Below are 19,780 nucleotides of genomic sequence, written 5' to 3'. Positions count from 1 at the left end.
ATCCAATGAACAAAAAATCAATTCGTGACGTAGATTTAAAAGGTAAGCGTGTATTTTGCCGCGTTGATTTCAACGTACCTATGAAAGAAGGCAAAATTACAGATGAAACTCGTATCCGTGCAGCTCTTCCTACAATTCAATACTTAGTAGAGCAAGGTGCGAAAGTTATTTTAGCAAGTCACTTAGGCCGTCCAAAAGGTCAAGTAGTAGAAGAAATGCGTTTAACTCCAGTAGCAGCACGTTTAGGTGAGCTTCTTGGTAAAGACGTTAAAAAAGCGGACGAAGCATTCGGACCAGTTGCACAAGAAATGGTTGCAGCAATGAACGAAGGCGACGTATTAGTTCTTGAAAACGTACGTTTCTATGCGGGCGAAGAAAAGAACGATGCAGAACTTGCGAAAGAATTTGCAGCACTTGCTGACATCTTCGTAAACGATGCATTCGGTGCAGCTCACCGTGCTCACGCTTCTACAGCAGGTATCGCAGACTACCTACCAGCAGTATCTGGTCTATTAATGGAAAAAGAGTTAGATGTACTTGGTAAAGCACTTTCTAACCCAGAACGTCCATTTACAGCTATCATCGGTGGTGCGAAAGTAAAAGATAAAATCGGTGTAATTCGTCATCTATTAGACAAAGTAGATAACTTAATCATCGGTGGTGGACTTGCTTACACATTCGTTAAAGCTTTAGGTCATGAAATTGGTCTATCTCTATGTGAAGACGACAAGATCGAACTAGCTAAAGAATTTATGCAACTTGCAAAAGAAAAAGGCGTAAACTTCTACATGCCAGTTGATGTTGTAATCACTGAGGAATTCTCTGAAACTGCAACAACTAAAATCGTTGGTATCGACTCTATCCCTTCTAACTGGGAAGGCGTGGACATCGGTCCTAAAACACGTGAAATTTATGCAGATGTAATTAAAAATTCTAAGCTTGTTGTATGGAATGGACCAATGGGTGTATTCGAAATGACTCCATTCGCAGAAGGTACAAAAGCAGTAGGACAAGCATTAGCAGATGCAGAAGATACATACTCTGTTATCGGCGGTGGTGACTCTGCAGCAGCTGTTGAAAAATTCGGTATGGCTGATAAAATGAGCCACATTTCTACTGGCGGCGGTGCGTCATTAGAATTCATGGAAGGTAAAGAGCTTCCAGGTGTAGTTTGTCTTAACGACAAATAAGTAGCAGCCAAAGAAAAAGGACGGTGCAAAGCATGCGTAAACCAATTATCGCAGGTAACTGGAAAATGAATAAAACTCTATCTGAAGCAGTTAGCTTCGTAGAGGAAGTTAAAGGTCAAATCCCAGCAGCTTCAGCTGTTGATGCAGTAGTTTGCTCTCCAGCTCTATTTTTAGAGCGCCTTGTAGCAGCAACTGAAGGAACTGACTTACAAGTAGGTGCACAAAACATGCACTTCGAAAAAAATGGTGCATTCACTGGCGAAATTAGCCCAGTAGCACTTAGCGACTTAAAAGTTGGCTATGTAGTACTTGGCCACTCTGAGCGTCGTGAAATGTTTGCTGAAACAGATGAGTCAGTAAATAAAAAGACTATCGCAGCATTTGAACATGGTTTAACACCAATCGTATGTTGTGGTGAGACTTTAGAAGAGCGCGAAAGCGGAAAAACATTTGATCTAGTAGCAGGTCAAGTTACAAAAGCACTTGCAGGTTTAACAGAAGAGCAAGTTAAAGCAACTGTTATCGCTTATGAGCCAATCTGGGCTATCGGTACAGGTAAATCTTCTTCTTCTGCAGATGCAAACGAAGTATGTGCGCACATCCGTAAAGTTGTTGCAGAAGCTGTTTCTCCAGAAGCTGCAGAAGCTGTTCGTATCCAATACGGCGGTAGCGTAAAACCAGAAAACATTAAAGAGTATATGGCACAATCTGACATCGACGGCGCTTTAGTTGGCGGTGCTAGCTTAGAGCCTGCTTCGTTCTTAGGTCTTCTGGGGGCGGTAAAATGAGAAAGCCAACAGCTTTAATCATTCTTGACGGTTTCGGACTTCGTGAAGAAACTTACGGGAATGCTGTAGCACAAGCTAAGAAACCTAATTTTGATGGTTACTGGAACAAATTCCCTCACACAACGCTTACAGCTTGTGGCGAGGCAGTAGGTCTTCCAGAAGGTCAAATGGGTAACTCTGAGGTTGGTCACTTAAATATCGGTGCTGGCCGCGTAGTATATCAAAGCTTAACACGCGTTAACGTTGCAATTCGTGAAGGCGAGTTCGATAAGAACGAAACTTTTCAAAATGCAATTAAAAGCGTAAAAGAAAAAGGTACTGCACTTCATTTATTCGGTTTACTTTCTGACGGTGGTGTGCACAGTCACATGAACCATATGTTTGCTCTTCTTCGCTTAGCAGCAAAAGAAGGCGTGGAGAAAGTTTATATCCATGCATTCTTAGACGGCCGCGATGTTGGACCACAAACAGCAAAAGGTTATATCGATGCAACGAATGAAGTAATTAAAGAAACAGGAGTAGGACAATTCGCGACTATCTCTGGTCGTTATTACTCTATGGACCGTGACAAGCGTTGGGATCGCGTAGAAAAATGTTACAGTGCTATGGTGAATGGTGAAGGCCCTACTTATAAATCAGCAGAAGAGTGTGTAGAAGACTCTTATGCGAACGGTATCTATGATGAATTCGTATTGCCGTCTGTAATTGTTAACGAAGATAACACGCCAGTTGCAACAATCAATGATGATGATGCAGTTATCTTCTATAACTTCCGTCCAGACCGTGCAATTCAAATTGCTCGTGTATTTACAAACGAAGACTTCCGTGAGTTCGATCGTGGTGAAAAAGTACCTCACATTCCAGAATTCGTATGTATGACACACTTCAGTGAAACTGTAGATGGATACGTGGCATTCAAGCCAATGAACCTTGATAACACTTTAGGTGAAGTTGTTGCGCAAGCGGGATTAAAGCAACTTCGCATCGCGGAAACTGAAAAGTATCCGCACGTTACATTCTTCTTTAGCGGTGGTCGTGAGGCTGAATTCCCAGGAGAAGAACGTATCTTAATTAACTCACCAAAGGTTGCAACGTATGACTTGAAACCTGAAATGAGCATTTACGAAGTAACGGACGCTTTAGTAAATGAAATCGAAAATGATAAACATGATGTTATCATTCTTAACTTTGCGAACTGTGATATGGTTGGCCATTCTGGGATGATGGAACCAACAATTAAAGCAGTAGAAGCAACTGACGAATGTTTAGGAAAAGTTGTAGAAGCGATTCTTGGAAAAGATGGTGTAGCACTTATTACTGCTGACCATGGTAATGCTGATCAGGAGTTAACTGCTGATGGCGGTCCTATGACAGCTCATACAACTAACCCGGTTCCTTTCATCGTTACAAAAAATGATGTAGAGCTTCGTGAAGGTGGTATTTTAGGAGATATCGCTCCAACAATGCTTACACTTTTAAATGTGGAACAACCGAAAGAAATGACAGGTAAAACAATTATTAAATAATTTGCTTATATAAAAAGGAGAGAATTTATTATGCCAACAATTATTGATGTTTATGCTCGCGAAGTCCTTGACTCTCGTGGTAACCCAACTGTAGAAGTAGAAGTTTATACAGAAAGCGGCGCTTTCGGACGCGCTATCGTACCAAGTGGTGCATCTACTGGTGAACACGAAGCAGTAGAATTACGTGACGGTGACAAATCTCGTTACCTTGGTAAAGGTGTTATTAACGCAGTAAACAACGTTAACGAAATTATCGCTCCAGAAATCGAAGGTTTCGATGTAACTGACCAAGCTGGTATCGACCGTGCTATGATCGAATTAGATGGCACTCCAAACAAAGGTAAACTAGGCGCTAACGCTATCCTTGGTGTATCTATGGCAGTAGCTCACGCAGCAGCTGACTTCGTAGGTCTTCCATTATACCGTTACCTTGGTGGATTCAATGCAAAACAATTACCAACTCCAATGATGAACATCATCAACGGTGGTTCTCACGCTGATAACAACGTTGACTTCCAAGAGTTCATGATCTTACCAGTTGGTGCTCCAACATTCAAAGAATCAATCCGTATGGGTGCTGAAGTATTCCATGCACTTAAAGCTGTATTACATGACAAAGGTCTTAACACTGCAGTAGGTGACGAAGGTGGATTCGCTCCAAACCTTGGTTCTAACCGTGAAGCTTTAGAAGTAATCATCGAAGCTATCGAAAAAGCTGGTTACAAAGCTGGCGAGAACGTATTCTTAGGAATGGACGTTGCTTCTTCTGAGTTCTACAACAAAGAAACTGGTAAATATGACCTTGCAGGCGAAGGCCGTACTGGCTTAACTTCTGCAGAAATGGTTGATTTCTATGAAGAGCTTTGCAAAGACTTCCCAATCATCTCTATCGAAGATGGTTTAGACGAAAACGACTGGGATGGTCACAAATTATTAACTGAGCGTATCGGTGATAAAGTACAATTAGTTGGTGATGATTTATTCGTAACTAACACTCAAAAACTTGCTGAAGGTATCGAAAAAGGTATCTCTAACTCAATCTTAATTAAAGTTAACCAAATCGGTACTTTAACTGAGACTTTCGAAGCTATCGAAATGGCTAAACGTGCTGGTTACACAGCAGTTGTATCTCACCGTTCTGGTGAAACTGAAGATGCTACAATCGCTGACATCGCAGTTGCAACTAACGCTGGCCAAATCAAAACTGGTTCTATGAGCCGTACTGACCGTATTGCTAAGTACAACCAATTATTACGCATCGAAGACGAACTAGGCGAAATCGCTGTTTACGATGGTATCAAATCTTTCTATAACATCAAACGATAATTGTAGAAAATAAAAAAACAGACCGTGAGAAATCACGGTCTGTTTTTTTATGCTAAAATTGTTCACCCGTCATAAGTGACATGAAATGTTTGAAGAAGCGGTTATAGTCAAAATCAATTGCGATTTGATGAACCGGCCAATCAATAAATGGCTTCTGGTTCACTAGAGAGCGAAATTCCCCTATGCTTGCTCCTTGTGCAGAGGATTCTGTCATGACAACAATAGGTGATTTATGATACGTGAACATAGAGTTATCAAATAAAGCGAGTATTGGCATTGTGTCATGGAAGGGGCTCCCCTTTAAATGTGGTAGGGCGTCTTTATAATATCCGTAGTAATAATGATCAAATAACGGTTTGACAAGTGGAGCTTTTCCTTTTGCCTCAATGTATTCTGCCATTTCTGGTGTAATGATGGAGTATTGAGTGACGTTTAATGGGTATATGTACATGTTAACTGCGGATTGAAGGACTATATTAGCGGCAGTAGGATCGCCATAAAAGTTTGCTTCGGAAATAGGGGTAACATTACCAGGATGTAAAAAGGCACCGCCCATTACGTAGTAAGATTTAATTTGTTTCATTAACTGTTTGCACATGATAAACAAAATTGCTAGGGAGGTAAGTCTTCCTAAACTCACAATGATTAATTCATCTTTATACTGTTCAATAAGAGGAATGACTTCAAAAAAATTCTCCATTTCTCCGTTAGTCACATTCACCTTTGGAATAATTGGACCGAGCCCCTGTTTCCCATGTACATCCGTAAAAAACGCAGGTGGGGCACCTGTAAGGGGACGTTCTGAACCACCGAATATCTTGATATTTCTATTCTTTGTTTCGTTATTAAAAAAATGAGCATTTTCTACGGCCATTTTTTTTGGAACATTGCCGTAATCAGCAACGATACCGACGATTTCTATTTCATCGATAAAGAATGCTAAGAGGAGAGCCATCGTATCATCAATCCCAGGATCACAAAAAATGAGAATTTTTTTTGGCATATGTTCACCACCTATCTTGTTTATCCGGTACAAATCCGCTTGGTGAGGGATAATAATTAATGGGGATGAGGAAAACCTCAATGATTAAAGTTTCACTTTATATATATGTAAGTTTAAGGATAAAAAGATTATTTTATTGAAATAATAGTCTTTTAAATTCAGAAAATAAAAACTTTTTATATTAGGTCAAGGTTTTTGACGTAATTTTCGTTTGGAAATGCAGTCATATCAAGGTTGTAAGCGTATAACATAGGCTGTTTTTGCTGTCAAGTTGATAAATTGCAGCTTTTTACAATTTATACTATGATAAAGATATTAACAGAAGATCGTATAAACATGAGGGATGATGAACATGAAATTTACAAAGATTCTTGTCCAAATTGCTGCTCTTTACGTGTTTTATATGGTTGGAACTTGGGTGCAAGAAATGTTAAATATTCCGATTCCAGGAAGTTTGATTGGAATGTTCCTCTTACTTGTTTTACTTAGCCTAAAAGTTCTTCCAGTGAAATGGTTCGATTTAGGAGCAGAAACACTCGTTGCTATTATGCCGTTTTTATTAATTCCGCCAACGCTTGGCCTAATGAATTACGGTGCTTTTTTTATGAGTAAAGGAATTTCTCTTTTCATTACAGTTGTAGCGAGTACATTTTTAATTATTATTGTCGCAGGACATACAGGACAATATCTTGCGAATAGGAAGGAAAGAGAGTCGCGATGAGCCAAATATTAATCGGAATCGGTTGGGTTCTTTTTACGGTGCTATTATATCAATTATCTAAAAAAATCTATAAATTATTTCCAACACCATTCACCATTCCAATGCTTGTAGCAACTGGATTAATGGCTTTCCTATTTATCGTGCTTGATATACCATATCAACATTATATGGAAAGTGGTGGTGGCTGGATTGCAAAGCTACTTGGACCCGGTGTTGTAGCATTTGCAATTCCTCTTTATAAACAACGTCATGTTCTGCAAAAATATGTTGTACCGATTGCTGGCGGGGTATTAGTAGGTACAACAGTTGCAATCGCTAGTGATTTTGCGATTGCTTCACTTATGGGAACGGATAAAAGCTTAATCTTATCGTCATTACCAAAATCGGTGACAATGCCAGTTGCGATGAGTGTTTCAGAGCAAGTCGGTGGTGTACCTTCCTTAACAGCAGCTTTCGTTGTTATCGCAGGTATTACTGGAACGATTACAGGACCCCTTTTATTAAAATGGAGCCGTGTTACAAATTCAGTTGGTAAAGGTATCGGATTTGGATGTGCTTCTCATATTATGGGCGTGATGAGAGCGATGAAAAATAACGAACATGAAGGTGTTATTGGATCGGTAACAATGACATTAACAGCAATTTTGACATGTTTACTTGGACCGTTATTTGCGATGATGTTTATGTAATAGAAGAAAAGCGAGAGCGCCTCTATAGCTCTCGCTTTTCTATAGAATTTATGCTACAGTTACAATAACTGAATCTTTGTAGGAGGTACGCCAAGTGCATACGTTATTATCAGTTTTACTTATTATTGTATCGATTTTAATGATTGTTATGGTACTTATGCAATCTAGTAATAGCTCAGGCCTTTCAGGTGCAATTTCAGGCGGTGCGGAGCAATTATTTGGTAAGCAAAAGGCACGTGGAATTGAAGCGGTATTAAACCGTATTACAATTGTTTTAGCTGTATTGTTCTTTGTATTAACAATTGGTGTTACGTACTTCAATTTATAAAATTGAAAGAAGAAGCGTTAGTGAATGGTACTAATGGTTCTTCTTTTTTTGTTTTGCTATTTGAAAGATGTTTCTAATTAGATTATAGAAATACAAATATGGTACACTAGATATAGAAAGAATACGACTAGATTACAGAAGAGAAAGAGGAGAAATACATGATGAAATTAGCATCTCCGAAACCATTTACATTTGAGGGTGGAGACCGCGCTGTTTTATTACTACATGGATTCACAGGGAACTCAGCTGATGTACGTATGTTAGGGCGTTTCTTAGAAAAGAAGGGCTATACTTGTCATGCGCCAATTTATAAAGGGCACGGTGTACCACCAGAAGAGCTTGTTCATACAGGGCCTACAGATTGGTGGCAAGATGTAACGGAGGCATATCAGCTTTTAAAAGATAAAGGTTTTGAGAAAATTGCTGTTGTTGGATTGTCACTTGGCGGCGTATTTTCTTTAAAATTAGGTTATACAGTACCGGTTTTAGGTGTAGTACCAATGTGTGCACCGATGTATATTAAGAGTGAAGAAACGATGTACCAAGGTATATTGGCATATGCCCGCGAATATAAAAAACGTGAGCAAAAATCACCTGAACAAATTGAACAAGAAATGTTGGAATTCCAAAAGACACCGATGAATACATTAAAAGCATTACAACAATTAATTGCTGACGTACGTAACAATGTGGATATGATTTATGCGCCAACATTTGTTGTACAAGCACGTCATGACGAAATGATTAATACAGATAGTGCTAACATTATTTATAACGGTGTAGAATCTACGTTAAAAGACATTAAATGGTATGAAGACTCTACGCATGTCATTACACTTGATAAACAACGTGACGAGCTACATGAGGATGTATATAACTTCTTGGAGCAACTAGATTGGTAAGATCTAGTTGCCTCTTTTTTTCATAAGGAATTTTTTGTGAAAACTGTAAAAATCATAAGGGGAGTATTGAAGTTTCACTTTATACATCCCCTATCTTTCGGATACACTAAATAATATAAGGTTTTAAAGGAGGTATTTTTGCTTGGAAGAAATCATACAAGAACATATTGATAAGTTGTTATTATTTATGAGAGAAGAAGCGTATAAACCGCTAACGATACAAGAGTTAGAAGAGGCATTTGGAATTGAAGGTTCTGAGGGTTTTAAAGATTTTGTAAAGGCACTTGTAACGATGGAAGAGAAGGGACTTGTTATTCGTACACGTAGCAACCGTTACGGTCTTCCTGAAAAGATGAATTTAGTACGAGGTAAGTTAATTGGACATGCACGTGGTTTTGCATTCGTTGTACCAGACGAGAAGAAAACGGGAGACGATGATCTTTTCATCCCGCCTACAGAATTAAACGGTGCACTTCATGGCGATACAGTATTAGCACGCCTTAGTTCTCAATCGAGCGGTTCGCGTCAAGAAGGTTCAATTGTACGCATTTTAGAACGTGGCACGAAAGAGCTAGTTGGTACATATACAGAATCGAAAAACTTTGGATTTGTTATACCTGACAATAAGCGCTGGACGAGTGATATCTTTATCTTGAAAAGCGCATCAATGGGTGCTGTAGAAGGTCATAAAGTAGTTGTGAAAATTACGAGCTATCCAGAGAATCGTTTAAGCGCAGAAGGTGAAGTTATTCAAATTCTAGGTCATAAAAATGATCCAGGAGTAGATATTTTATCTGTCATTCATAAACATCATTTACCTTTAGCATTCCCTGAGGAAGTGATGGAGCATGCAAACAGTGTACCAGAAACGATTTCAGAAGAAGATTTAAAAGATCGCCGCGACCTGCGCGATCAAATGATCGTAACGATTGATGGTGCAGATGCGAAAGACTTAGATGATGCTGTTACAGTAACGAAGCTTGAGAACGGTAACTACAAGCTAGGCGTTCACATTGCGGATGTAAGTCATTACGTTCAAGAAGGCTCTCCAATTGATGTTGAAGCAGCGGAAAGAGCGACGAGTGTATATCTTGTTGACCGTGTAATCCCGATGATTCCGCATCGTCTATCTAACGGTATTTGTTCATTAAATCCGAAAGTAGACCGTCTGACGTTATCTTGTGAAATGGAAATCAACAACTTAGGTGATGTTGTTAAACACGAGATTTTCCAAAGTGTGATTAAAACGACAGAGCGTATGACGTATGCTGACGTAAGAAGCATTTTAGAAGATGAGGACGAAGAGTTAATTAAGCGTTATGAGCCGCTCGTACCGATGTTTAAAGAGATGGGTCAATTGGCACAAATTTTACGTGAAAAACGTATGCGCCGTGGTGCAATTGACTTTGACTTTAAAGAAGCGAAAGTATTAGTAGATGAAGAAGGAAAACCGACAGACGTTGTCATGCGCGATCGTTCTGTTTCAGAGAAGTTAATTGAAGAATTTATGCTTGTTGCGAATGAAACAGTAGCAGAGCACTTCCACTGGATGAACGTACCGTTTATGTACCGTGTCCATGAAGATCCGAAAGAAGATAAGCTTGAGCGTTTCTTCGAGTTTGTAACGAACTTCGGATATGCGGTAAAAGGACGTGCGAATGAAGTGCACCCTCGTGCGCTGCAACAAATTCTTGAAATGGTTCAAGGACAGCCAGAAGAAGTAGTTATTTCAACAGTTATGCTTCGTTCTATGAAGCAAGCTCGTTACGATGCGGATAGTTTAGGACATTTCGGTTTATCAACTGAGTTCTACACACATTTCACATCACCAATTCGTCGTTACCCAGATACAATCGTTCATAGATTAATTCGTGAATACATTATTAAGGGTAAAGTCGACAACGAAACGCAAGCAAAATGGCGTGAAAAATTACCTGAGATTGCAGAGCACTCTTCTAATATGGAACGCCGTGCTGTTGAAGCAGAGCGTGAAACAGATGAGATGAAAAAAGCAGAGTATATGGTTGATAAGATCGGTGAAGAGTATGACGGTATGATTAGCTCTGTAACAAACTTCGGTTTATTCGTAGAGCTTCCAAATACAATTGAAGGTCTTGTACACGTTAGCTACTTAACGGATGATTACTACCGTTATGACGAGCAACATTTCGCTATGATCGGAGAACGTACAGGAAACGTATTCCGCATCGGTGACGAAATTACAATTCGCGTTATTAACGTAAACAAAGACGAGCGTGCAATCGACTTTGAAATCGTTGGCATGAAAGGCACACCTCGCCGTAAGTTCAAAGATCGTCCAGTCGTTATCGAGCAGCCAAGAACAGGCAGAAAGAAACGCGGTGGACGTAGCGAGCGCAGTAATGAGCGCGGCGGTGAACGTGGCACAGGTAGAAAATTTGACCGTGGTGGTAAAGGAAAAGGAAGAGGATCTGCATCCGCATCCGCTTCTGCTAGCCAGCCAGGAAAAAAAGATGGTAACGGTAAGAAGAAAAAAGCATTCTTCGAAAACGTACCAGGATTCAAGAAGAAAAAGAAAAAGCGTAAGTAAGAAAAGAGTGGCTTCGCTTTGATGAAAAGCGGGGCCTTTTCTTTTTTCTTCGTGGCTTAAGAGCGAGCCACTTTCGCTTTTTATTGGAATCCAGCTACAGTGGCTAGAATGTTCGGCGGCTTCGCTTCTTCCCCAGAGGCAAAGAGCGCCTCAAGGTCAGAAGCTCCATCCACCTCACATTCTGAGCGAGCCACTTTCGCTTTTAATGGAATCCAGCTACAGTGGCTAGAATCTGTTGGCCATTTCACTCCCTCGGCCGAAGCAAAAAGCGCTTCTCTGTCGGGAGTTCCAATGTCCAAAGATTCTGAGCGAGCCACTTTCGCTTTTTATTAACATTTGTTACAATAGTAAAAATAGAGGAGGGACGTTATATGCCAAAGGGTACAGGTAAGGTTATTGCACAGAATAAAAAAGCATTTCATGATTATTTCATCGAAGAAACATACGAAGCAGGGCTTGTCCTTCAAGGAACGGAAATTAAGTCGATTCGCGCTGGACGCGTAAACTTGAAAGATGCGTTTGCACGTGTACATAATGGTGAAGTATGGGTTCATAATATGCACATTAATACGTACGAACAAGGGAATCGTTTCAACCATGATCCACTTCGTACGAGAAAATTACTTCTGCATAAAAAAGAAATTGATAAACTAGCGGGCGCTGCGAAAGAAACAGGTTACGCATTAGTTCCACTTAGAATTTATTTAAAAAATGGATTTGCAAAGATGGCACTTGGTTTAGCAAAAGGTAAGAAGCAATACGATAAACGTCACGATTTAAAAGAGAAAGAAGCTAAACGTGAAATTGCACGCGCGTTCCGTGATCGCCAAAAGATGTAATACAGATATTTACATTTGTAAAATGGAGCGCGTATGTTATAATAACTTATGTAAGGTTGTTGCACATTGAAAAACAGCTCTTAGTAGCTATCACGATATTTTCTTCGTATGCTCCATTTTTATCATGGGGACGTTACGGATTCGACAGGGATAGTTCGAGCTTAGGTTGCGAGTCGAGGGGATCGGCCTCGTTAAAACGTCAAAGCCTATAATTGGCAAACAAAACAATCTTTCTTTAGCTGCTTAATTGCACTAAAGGTTCCTCCCTCCATCGTCCATGTGGTAGGGTAAGGGACTCAAACTAAGTGGACTACGCCGGAGTTCGCCGTCTGAGGACAAAGGAAGAGAATAACCAGACTAGCAACTTGGAAGCCTGTCGATAGGCCGAAGAGTTCGCGAAATGCTAATATATCGACTACACTCGTAGAAGCTTAAGTGCCGATATTTTTGGACGTGGGTTCGACTCCCACCGTCTCCACCAATACATATTTGGTGGTTTTTTATTTTGTATAATATGAACCATAATTTTGCCAGGTTGGTGAGGTTATGGTTCTTTTTGTTTGTGGTTTTATAGAATGCTGAAGTTGATGGGACGGTATCCCTGAAAGAGAGAATAAAAAATGGTTATTGATGATAAGCGGGTAGATACTATAGCAGATTGTAAACGCTCAATTGTTAAGTGGTTATTATTTTTTTACTTTATTCGAATCTTCATATGTTTTGTGTTTTTATCCATACCTATTGTAAGATTATATAGAGTTCTCCTAATAAACTGTTTTAATGGATTATTTAGGGGTTTTAAATTTATAAATCTTAAATTATTTTTTCGGGATAATTTTTTTATCTGAATAATTTATATTGAAGTAGAGGTGAACCATCGGTGAAGCAGGTGTTGGTGATTAAAAATGAACGGTCTTCAGCAAAGAAAATCGTAAGCGGTTTAACGCAAGAGGGCCATTTCATTTTAAAACTTCACAATGAAAACCAAGGTTTAAATATAGCATATGAGCAAGATTGGGATATTATCATATTGGATTGGGATTCATTAAGTATATCGGGACCAGAAATTTGTAGACAAATACGACTTGTTAAAACGACACCAATCATTATTGTGACCAACAATATTTCTAGCGAGGATTGCATAGCAGGGTTACAAGCAGGAGCAGATGATTATATTAGAAAACCATTTGTGAAGGAAGAATTAGTAGCGAGAGTTCAAGCTATTTTAAGAAGAAGTGACTATAACCAGCAAAATGAGACAAACTTTTTTCAGTTTAAAGATCTCTTTGTTGATGCATCTAGCAATATTGTGAAAAAAGGTGGCAAAAATCTCTCGCTTACGAAGCGCGAGTACGATTTACTTGTATTTTTAATTAAGAATAAAAATACGATATTAAGCCGTGAAATGCTTTTGAATCAAGTTTGGGGATATGACGTAGTAGTAAATCCGAATGTAGTAGACTTATATATTGGGTATGTAAGAAAAAAGCTAAAGTGCGAGAAGAAAGATAGATATATTCAAACGATACATGGCAGAGGCTATTCAATGGTTGAATGATAAAAATAAGATAATAAAGTAGTTTCTGTGAAATATTAGCTATTACTGCGCGTATTTTGTAAGGGAAGGTCTCTGTCCCGTATTTGTTGAGAAAGTATTTAATGAAGGTTAATCAACAGTCCTGACCGCACATATTACTTTTTATGCTTGATTTTATGAATTCATACGATTCACAAGATTTTCACAGAATTAATGACTATACTAATTAACAGGATGTTCAAATGAAAATGATTATCAATAGCGATTCAATTGAATAAAAGTTATCTTCTAATTCAATCTATGGATGTCATCATTTTCGAAATAAATCACACTATAAGGAGTATACATATGAAAAAATCTATGCTTTTAAAATTAGTGAGTATTCTAGCAATTTTTACTTTAATGTTAGTGGCTTGCTCAGATTCAAGTAAAGAAACTTCGAAGGCTAATAATAAAGATAATGGTAGTGATAAGCCAAAAACGGTTGAAATCACTGATGCTCATGGAACTGTTAAAGTACCTGTAAACCCAAAGAATGTAGTTGCTTTGGATAACAGAACTTTTGAAACTTTATCTGATTGGGGAATTAAATTAGCGGCTGCTCCAAAGGATATCATGCCTGCTGATTCAGCATATAAAAAGGATGAAAAAGTTCAAAATATTGGGAATCACCGTGAACCAAATCTAGAAATTATTGCAGCGGCAAACCCTGATCTTGTAATCGTTGGTCAAAGATTTGCTGATCATTATGAAGAAATCAAAAAATTAGTGCCAAATGCAGCTGTTATTGATCTTAATTTTGATGTTTCTGAGAAGGCTACTAAGCCTGGAGAAAACTTAGTAAAAGGACTTAAAGATTCTACAACTACTTTAGGTAAAATCTTTGCTAAAGATAAAGAAGCTAAACAATTAGTAGCTGATTTCGATAAATCTATTGAAAAGGCAAAATCTGCTTATAACGGAAAAGATAAAGTTATGAGTGTTATCGTTACTGGTGGAAATATTGGCTTTGCTGCGCCGCACTCTGGTCGCGTTTGGGGACCTATGTATGAAATTTTCGGTTGGACTCCAGCATTAGAAGTTTCGAATTCTACTGCAGGTCATAAAGGTGATGACGTTTCTGTTGAAGCTATCGCACAAACAAATCCTGATTGGCTTTTCGTATTAGATCGTGATGCTGCAACATCTGATGCAGCTAAGTCAACACCTGCTAAGGATGTTATTTCTAAATCACCAGCTCTTCAAAACACAACTGCTGTTTCTAAACAACAAGTTGTTTATGCACCAGAAGATACTTACACAAATGAATCAATTCAAACTTATATAGAGTTATTTGGAAATCTTGCAAAAACTTTAGCTAAGTAGTGTAAAGGGGTACGAAACAGTGTCAAAAAATATGATTTCTAGGGTTGAGAATATTTCTCAACCCCAGTTTTATAATCACAATAAAATATGGACAAAACCTTTTATAATAGCGGTTATAGTTGTTATAATTTTAGGGATTATATCACTGTTTACTGGAGTTTATGATATACGTGGACAAGAGGACGGAATGGAGATGTTTTTCATCACTCGTGTTCCGAGAACAGTTGCATTAATGCTTACTGGAGCTGCAATGGCGATGGCAGGACTCGTAATGCAATTAATTACACAGAATCGTTTTGTTGAACCTACTACAACGGGGACGATTGAATGGTCAGGCTTAGGCCTGCTTTTTGTGTATTTATTATTTCCTGCCCCGACTTTAGTTCAAAGAATGACTGGTGCAATCATTTTTTCTTTTATAGGAACTATGATTTTCTTTCTATTTTTAAGAAGAGTTAAGCTTCGTTCGTCTTTAATTGTTCCGATTATCGGATTGATGCTTGGAGCAGTAATTTCTGCAGTGTCTACTTTTTTAGGACTCCTTTTTCAAAAGACGCAAAGTATTGAAACTTGGTTTGTAGGTTCATTTGCTAACATTCAGGTGGGAAGATATGAATATTTATGGCTGATTGTTATCATTACTTTTCTTATTTTTATGTATGCTAATAGATTGACTTTAGCTGGACTAGGAGAAGATGTCGCAACAAGTCTTGGAGTTAATTACAATAGAATTGTTCTTTTTGGGACTGCTCTTATCTCTGTTGCAGTTGGAATTGTTGCAGCTGTTATTGGACACTTACCTTTCTTAGGATTAATTGTGCCAAATATCGTTTCAATGTTTAGAGGTGATGATCTTAGGAGTAATTTACCTTGGGTTTGTGTGATCGGAATGGGATCAATAACTGCCTGTGACACCATTTCTCGAACAATTATACAGCCTTTTGAATTACCTGTTTCTTTAATACTTGCAACAGTGGGAGCAGTCGTGTTTATTACTATTTTATTGAGACAAAGAAAACCAAGGAGGCTACGATGATCACATTAGAATATAGAAAAAAAGAAAATGTCGAAATCGATTCTAGCCTTCATAATGAAAGTAGATCAGCTAGCGCTTTTCGGTCTAAGAAGGAAGCAAAACGTTATTGGATTTTACTCATAACATTGATTGCTTTAGGTCTTCTTTCTTCATATGGACTTTTAGTTTATAACAATCCAGTTCCGATAGATTCACCTTCTTTTATCCCAGTCGTTAAGAGAAGGATAGTAGCTATTGTTGCAATGATTATTGCTGCGGTTTGCCATAGCTTGTCGACAGTTGCTTTCCAATCTATTACGAATAATAAAATTATTACTCCTTCACTTTTAGGTTTCGAATCACTTTATTCAGCAATTCAAACGAGTACAGTATTCTTCTTTGGTGCTAGTGCGTTAATAAATTTTAATGGAATTGGATCATTTTTATTCCAAGTTGTTGTTATGGTCTTCATGAGTTTGATACTTTATGGATGGTTACTTTCCGGTAAATACGGGAATTTACAACTTATGCTTTTAGTTGGAATTATTATTGGTACCGGGCTAAACTCTGTGTCAACTTTCATGAGAAAACTACTTGCGCCTTCAGAATTTGATATTTTACAAGCAAGATTATTTGGTTCTGTTAATCATGCAGATCCTGCATATTTTCCTATTGTAATTCCTATGATCATAATTGTAGCGGTATTAATTTTTGCTCATTCTAAGAATTTGAATGTTTTGTCACTAGGAAAAGATGTTGCTACTTCTTTTGGAGTTAAATATCAACCTAGTGTAATTTATACGCTTGTATTAGTAGCTATTTTAATGTCCATTTCAACAGCTCTAATTGGGCCACTTACTTTCTACGGCTTTTTAGTAGCAACTTTGAGTTATCAGGCAGCGGCAACTTATGATCATAGATATATTTTTCCGATGGCTTTTGCTATAGGATTTTTAATAATGACGAGCGCATACTTTTTAATGTATCATGTATTCCATGCTCAAGGTGTAGTTTCAGTTATTATTGAATTATTTGGTGGAATCATATTCTTAACTATAGTTTTAAGGAAGAGGGCTTTATGATAAAAATTGATAATGTTAAAAAGTTCTATACTGATAAGGTAAAAATAGGACCTTTGGATATTGAAATACCAAAAGCAGGCTTTACTTCTTTAATTGGACCAAATGGTGCTGGAAAGTCCACGACACTTTTGATGATTGGCAGACTTTTAGATATGGATGAAGGCCAAATTCAGGTAGCAAATATGGATGTTTCTGAATCCAAATCAAAAGACTTAGCAAAAGTTTTGACTATATTGCGACAAGAAAATCATTTTGTAACTAGGCTTACAGTTAGACAATTAGTTGGATTTGGGCGCTTTCCTTATTCAAAGGGAAGATTGACTAAAGAAGATGAGGTTATCATTTCTAAATATATCGATTTCTTAGATTTAACTAGTTTAGAGAATAGATATTTAGATGAGCTTTCTGGTGGTCAAAGACAAAGGGCATATGTAGCGATGGTATTGTGCCAAGAGACGGAATATGTACTTTTGGACGAACCTTTGAACAACCTTGATGTTGCTCGTTCTGTTCAAATGATGGAGCATTTAAGACGTGCAGCTAATGAATTTGGAAGAACAATTTTGACTGTCATGCATGACATAAATTTTGCAGCTAAATACTCGGATAAAATTTGTGCTATGAAAGATGGACAAATTGCTGCTTTTGGAACAGTAGAAGAAGTTATGGACTCAACACTTCTGACAGATATTTTTGAAACAAAAATAGAAATTATTAATGGTCCTTATGGGCCAATCGCAGTTTATTAGTTATAAAATGTAAAAAAATACCGTAGCTTGTGTAGATTATGCAAGCTACTCTAGTTGAAGTTGCTGTCTGTATTTTATAGGCAGCAGCTTTTTTATGTGACTACTCATAAAATGCAAAAGAATGCTTCACCTTTTCAAGTATGTACTAAACGAAAAAAATATCCCTGTATAACTTTTTAAAAGAATTCAGCTTGTTTTTTGATATGTAATATTGCATATCAGAGTGTATTGATAAAAGTGTAAGGGGTCACTATAATGAGGGCATAAAGATAAATCACATTTTCGTAGCAATAAAAAGGAGGAAATAATATGGAAATCGCAATGGCAGTTTTAAAATTTGTAGGTGGCGTAATCCCGTTAATTCAAGAACTTTTAAAAGCATTTATGTAAGTTTATTAGTTAGCTATCATTTATCAATCATTATCATATTTTACTAAAAAAAGAACGGGGTGACTTTTCTGAATATTAAGAAAAACACTAAAAGAAGAAAGTTCCTTGCATGTTTATTAGTTAGTCTATGCACTATTAATTATTCATCTATTTCCTTCGCAGAAACACAAGCAAGTAATGCAAGTAATGCAACTGATGTAACCAAAAATGCTAGTGGCATTGATACTGGTATAGCAAATCTTAAATATAATAATCAAGAGGTTTTAGCTGTAAATGGTGATAAAGTAGAAAGTTTTGTTCCGAAAGAAAGTATCAATTCAAATGGTAAATTTGTAGTAGTGGAACGCGAGAAAAAATCACTTACAACGTCACCAGTCGATATTTCAATTATTGATTCTGTAGTGAATCGCACGTATCCAGGAGCTGTACAACTTGCAAATAAAGCTTTTGCAGACAATCAACCAAGTTTATTAGTGGCTAAGAGAAAGCCTTTGAATATTAGTATAGACTTACCGGGCATGAGAAAAGAAAATACAATCACTGTCCAAAATCCGACATATGGTAATGTAGCTGGAGCAGTAGACGATTTAGTATCTACTTGGAATGAAAAGTATTCTACAACACATACGTTACCTGCAAGAATGCAGTATACGGAATCTATGGTTTATAGTAAATCACAAATAGCAAGTGCTCTTAATGTTAACGCTAAATATCTTGATAACAGTCTAAACATTGATTTTAATGCGGTTGCAAATGGAGAGAAAAAAGTGATGGTAGCGGCGTATAAGCAAATATTTTATACGGTAAGTGCTGAACTACCTAACAATCCATCCGACCTTTTTGATAATAGCGTTACTTTTGACGAGTTAACTCGAAAAGGCGTAAGTAATTCGGCTCCACCTGTTATGGTTTCAAATGTAGCTTATGGTAGAACGATTTATGTAAAATTAGAAACAACATCTAAGAGCAAAGATGTACAAGCTGCTTTTAAAGCCTTACTTAAGAATAACAGCGTTGAAACAAGTGGACAGTATAAAGATATTTTTGAAGAAAGTACCTTTACTGCTGTAGTATTAGGCGGAGATGCGAAAGAGCATAACAAGGTTGTTACTAAAGATTTCAATGAAATCCGAAATATCATTAAAGATAATGCTGAATTAAGTCTTAAAAATCCAGCATACCCAATTTCATATACAAGCACTTTCTTAAAAGATAATGCAACTGCTGCTGTTCATAACAATACAGATTATATTGAGACGACAACTACAGAATATTCAAGTGCTAAAATGACACTTGATCATTACGGTGCTTACGTTGCTCAATTTGATGTATCTTGGGATGAATTCACATTTGACCAAAAGGGTAACGAAGTATTAACACATAAAACATGGGATGGTAGCGGAAAAGACAAAACGGCTCATTACTCTACAGTTATCCCTCTTCCACCGAACTCAAAAAATATAAAAATTGTAGCAAGAGAATGTACAGGTCTTGCATGGGAATGGTGGAGAACAATTATTAATGAACAAAATGTTCCATTAACAAATGAAATAAAAGTTTCAATTGGAGGAACAACATTATACCCAACAGCTAGTATTAGTCATTAAGTATAAAACAAGCGCCCTATAAGTAGGGCGCTTTTTACTTGGTCACAAATTTTATTTTGTATCGGTATGTTTTTAAGTTTTGTAAATCATCAACTATAAGGTGGGAATATTGTGCAGACGAAAAGCTACATGTTTTTCGTCTTTTCGTTCTCTT

18 protein-coding genes and 1 other RNA gene are annotated in these 19,780 nt (G+C 37.6%); 17 read left to right on the top strand and 2 right to left on the bottom strand.

All coding sequences use genetic code 11. The features are described 5' to 3' along the window. Positions 1-5: 5 nt before the first annotated feature. Genes BHV55_RS25505 through eno form a run of 4 tightly spaced genes read left to right on the top strand, consistent with a single transcriptional unit; the run spans position 6 to position 4,830 of the window. Positions 6-1,190: a phosphoglycerate kinase gene (locus BHV55_RS25505; RefSeq protein ID WP_001036350.1), complete on the top strand. Its 1,185-nt coding sequence runs from the start codon at positions 6-8 to the stop codon at positions 1,188-1,190. Between the two features lie 32 nt (positions 1,191-1,222). After that, a complete protein-coding gene (tpiA, locus tag BHV55_RS25500) occupies positions 1,223-1,978 on the top strand; it encodes a triose-phosphate isomerase (protein ID WP_001231038.1) in 756 nt (251 codons plus the stop codon). Next, complete coding sequence (gene gpmI, locus BHV55_RS25495; RefSeq protein WP_070757714.1) at positions 1,975-3,504, top strand: 2,3-bisphosphoglycerate-independent phosphoglycerate mutase; 1,530 nt, start codon at positions 1,975-1,977, stop codon at positions 3,502-3,504. Before tpiA ends, gpmI begins: the two co-directional genes overlap by 4 nt. A 30-nt stretch (positions 3,505-3,534) precedes the next feature. Continuing rightward, entirely contained in the window at positions 3,535-4,830 is a 1,296-nt protein-coding gene (gene eno / locus BHV55_RS25490; protein WP_001142111.1) for a phosphopyruvate hydratase, read from the top strand. 52 nt (positions 4,831-4,882) lie between these two features. On the opposite strand, the gene BHV55_RS25485 is transcribed toward eno, so the two are convergent. Further along, positions 4,883-5,833, bottom strand: coding sequence for a nucleoside hydrolase (locus tag BHV55_RS25485; RefSeq protein ID WP_070757716.1), 951 nt, complete (start codon positions 5,831-5,833; stop codon positions 4,883-4,885). 352 nt (positions 5,834-6,185) lie between these two features. On the opposite strand from BHV55_RS25485, the gene BHV55_RS25480 reads away from it, so the two are divergent. From BHV55_RS25480 to rnr, 5 genes are all read left to right on the top strand, one after another. Then, positions 6,186-6,554: a CidA/LrgA family holin-like protein gene (locus BHV55_RS25480; protein WP_000673222.1), complete on the top strand. Its 369-nt coding sequence runs from the start codon at positions 6,186-6,188 to the stop codon at positions 6,552-6,554. Continuing rightward, entirely contained in the window at positions 6,551-7,243 is a 693-nt protein-coding gene (locus tag BHV55_RS25475; RefSeq protein ID WP_000078304.1) for an LrgB family protein, read from the top strand. Before BHV55_RS25480 ends, BHV55_RS25475 begins: the two co-directional genes overlap by 4 nt. Positions 7,244-7,337: 94 nt before the next feature. Continuing rightward, positions 7,338-7,571: a preprotein translocase subunit SecG gene (gene secG / locus BHV55_RS25470; protein WP_000557264.1), complete on the top strand. Its 234-nt coding sequence runs from the start codon at positions 7,338-7,340 to the stop codon at positions 7,569-7,571. A 161-nt stretch (positions 7,572-7,732) separates the two neighbouring features. Further along, a complete protein-coding gene (gene estA / locus BHV55_RS25465; protein ID WP_000761986.1) occupies positions 7,733-8,473 on the top strand; it encodes a carboxylesterase in 741 nt (246 codons plus the stop codon). A gap of 142 nt (positions 8,474-8,615) precedes the next feature. Next, complete coding sequence (rnr, locus tag BHV55_RS25460) at positions 8,616-11,042, top strand: ribonuclease R (protein ID WP_070757718.1); 2,427 nt, start codon at positions 8,616-8,618, stop codon at positions 11,040-11,042. Positions 11,043-11,122: 80 nt separating this feature from the next. Here the strand turns inward: rnr and BHV55_RS25455 are convergent, their stop codons facing one another. Further along, entirely contained in the window at positions 11,123-11,290 is a 168-nt protein-coding gene (locus tag BHV55_RS25455) for a hypothetical protein (RefSeq protein ID WP_168369329.1), read from the bottom strand. Positions 11,291-11,413: 123 nt separating this feature from the next. On the opposite strand from BHV55_RS25455, the gene smpB reads away from it, so the two are divergent. The 8 genes from smpB to alo all read left to right on the top strand — a co-directional run bounded on the left by smpB (position 11,414) and on the right by alo (position 19,626). Next, positions 11,414-11,881, top strand: coding sequence for an SsrA-binding protein (gene smpB / locus BHV55_RS25450; protein WP_001123919.1), 468 nt, complete (start codon positions 11,414-11,416; stop codon positions 11,879-11,881). Positions 11,882-12,007: 126 nt separating this feature from the next. Next, positions 12,008-12,362, top strand: a transfer-messenger RNA (tmRNA) gene (gene ssrA, locus BHV55_RS25445). A 399-nt stretch (positions 12,363-12,761) separates the two neighbouring features. Further along, the gene (locus BHV55_RS25440) at positions 12,762-13,439 is read left to right on the top strand and encodes a response regulator transcription factor (RefSeq protein WP_000815809.1); all 678 of its coding nucleotides are present in this window, start codon (positions 12,762-12,764) and stop codon (positions 13,437-13,439) included. Positions 13,440-13,766: 327 nt separating this feature from the next. Continuing rightward, positions 13,767-14,783, top strand: coding sequence for a siderophore ABC transporter substrate-binding protein (locus BHV55_RS25435; RefSeq protein ID WP_000749436.1), 1,017 nt, complete (start codon positions 13,767-13,769; stop codon positions 14,781-14,783). A 19-nt stretch (positions 14,784-14,802) separates the two neighbouring features. Further along, on the top strand, positions 14,803-15,819 hold the full coding sequence (locus tag BHV55_RS25430; protein WP_070757722.1) for an ABC transporter permease: 1,017 nt from the start codon (positions 14,803-14,805) through the stop codon (positions 15,817-15,819). Continuing rightward, positions 15,816-16,880: an iron chelate uptake ABC transporter family permease subunit gene (locus BHV55_RS25425; protein WP_070757724.1), complete on the top strand. Its 1,065-nt coding sequence runs from the start codon at positions 15,816-15,818 to the stop codon at positions 16,878-16,880. The genes BHV55_RS25430 and BHV55_RS25425 overlap by 4 nt, the downstream gene beginning before the upstream one ends. Next, positions 16,877-17,629 (top strand): iron ABC transporter ATP-binding protein, encoded by a 753-nt coding sequence (locus tag BHV55_RS25420; RefSeq protein ID WP_000590071.1) that lies wholly within the window; start codon positions 16,877-16,879, stop codon positions 17,627-17,629. Before BHV55_RS25425 ends, BHV55_RS25420 begins: the two co-directional genes overlap by 4 nt. Positions 17,630-18,078: 449 nt before the next feature. Continuing rightward, positions 18,079-19,626 carry an anthrolysin O/cereolysin O family cholesterol-dependent cytolysin Alo gene (gene alo, locus BHV55_RS25415; RefSeq protein ID WP_070757726.1) on the top strand — a complete coding sequence of 516 codons (1,548 nt, stop codon included), beginning with the start codon at positions 18,079-18,081 and terminating at the stop codon, positions 19,624-19,626. The last annotated feature ends 154 nt before the right edge of the window (positions 19,627-19,780 follow it).

The sequence above is a fragment of the Bacillus sp. RZ2MS9 genome (genome assembly GCF_001816185.2).
Classification (GTDB): Bacteria; Bacillota; Bacilli; order Bacillales; family Bacillaceae_G; genus Bacillus_A; species Bacillus_A cereus.
This window is presented reverse-complemented; position numbering and strand designations above follow the sequence as displayed.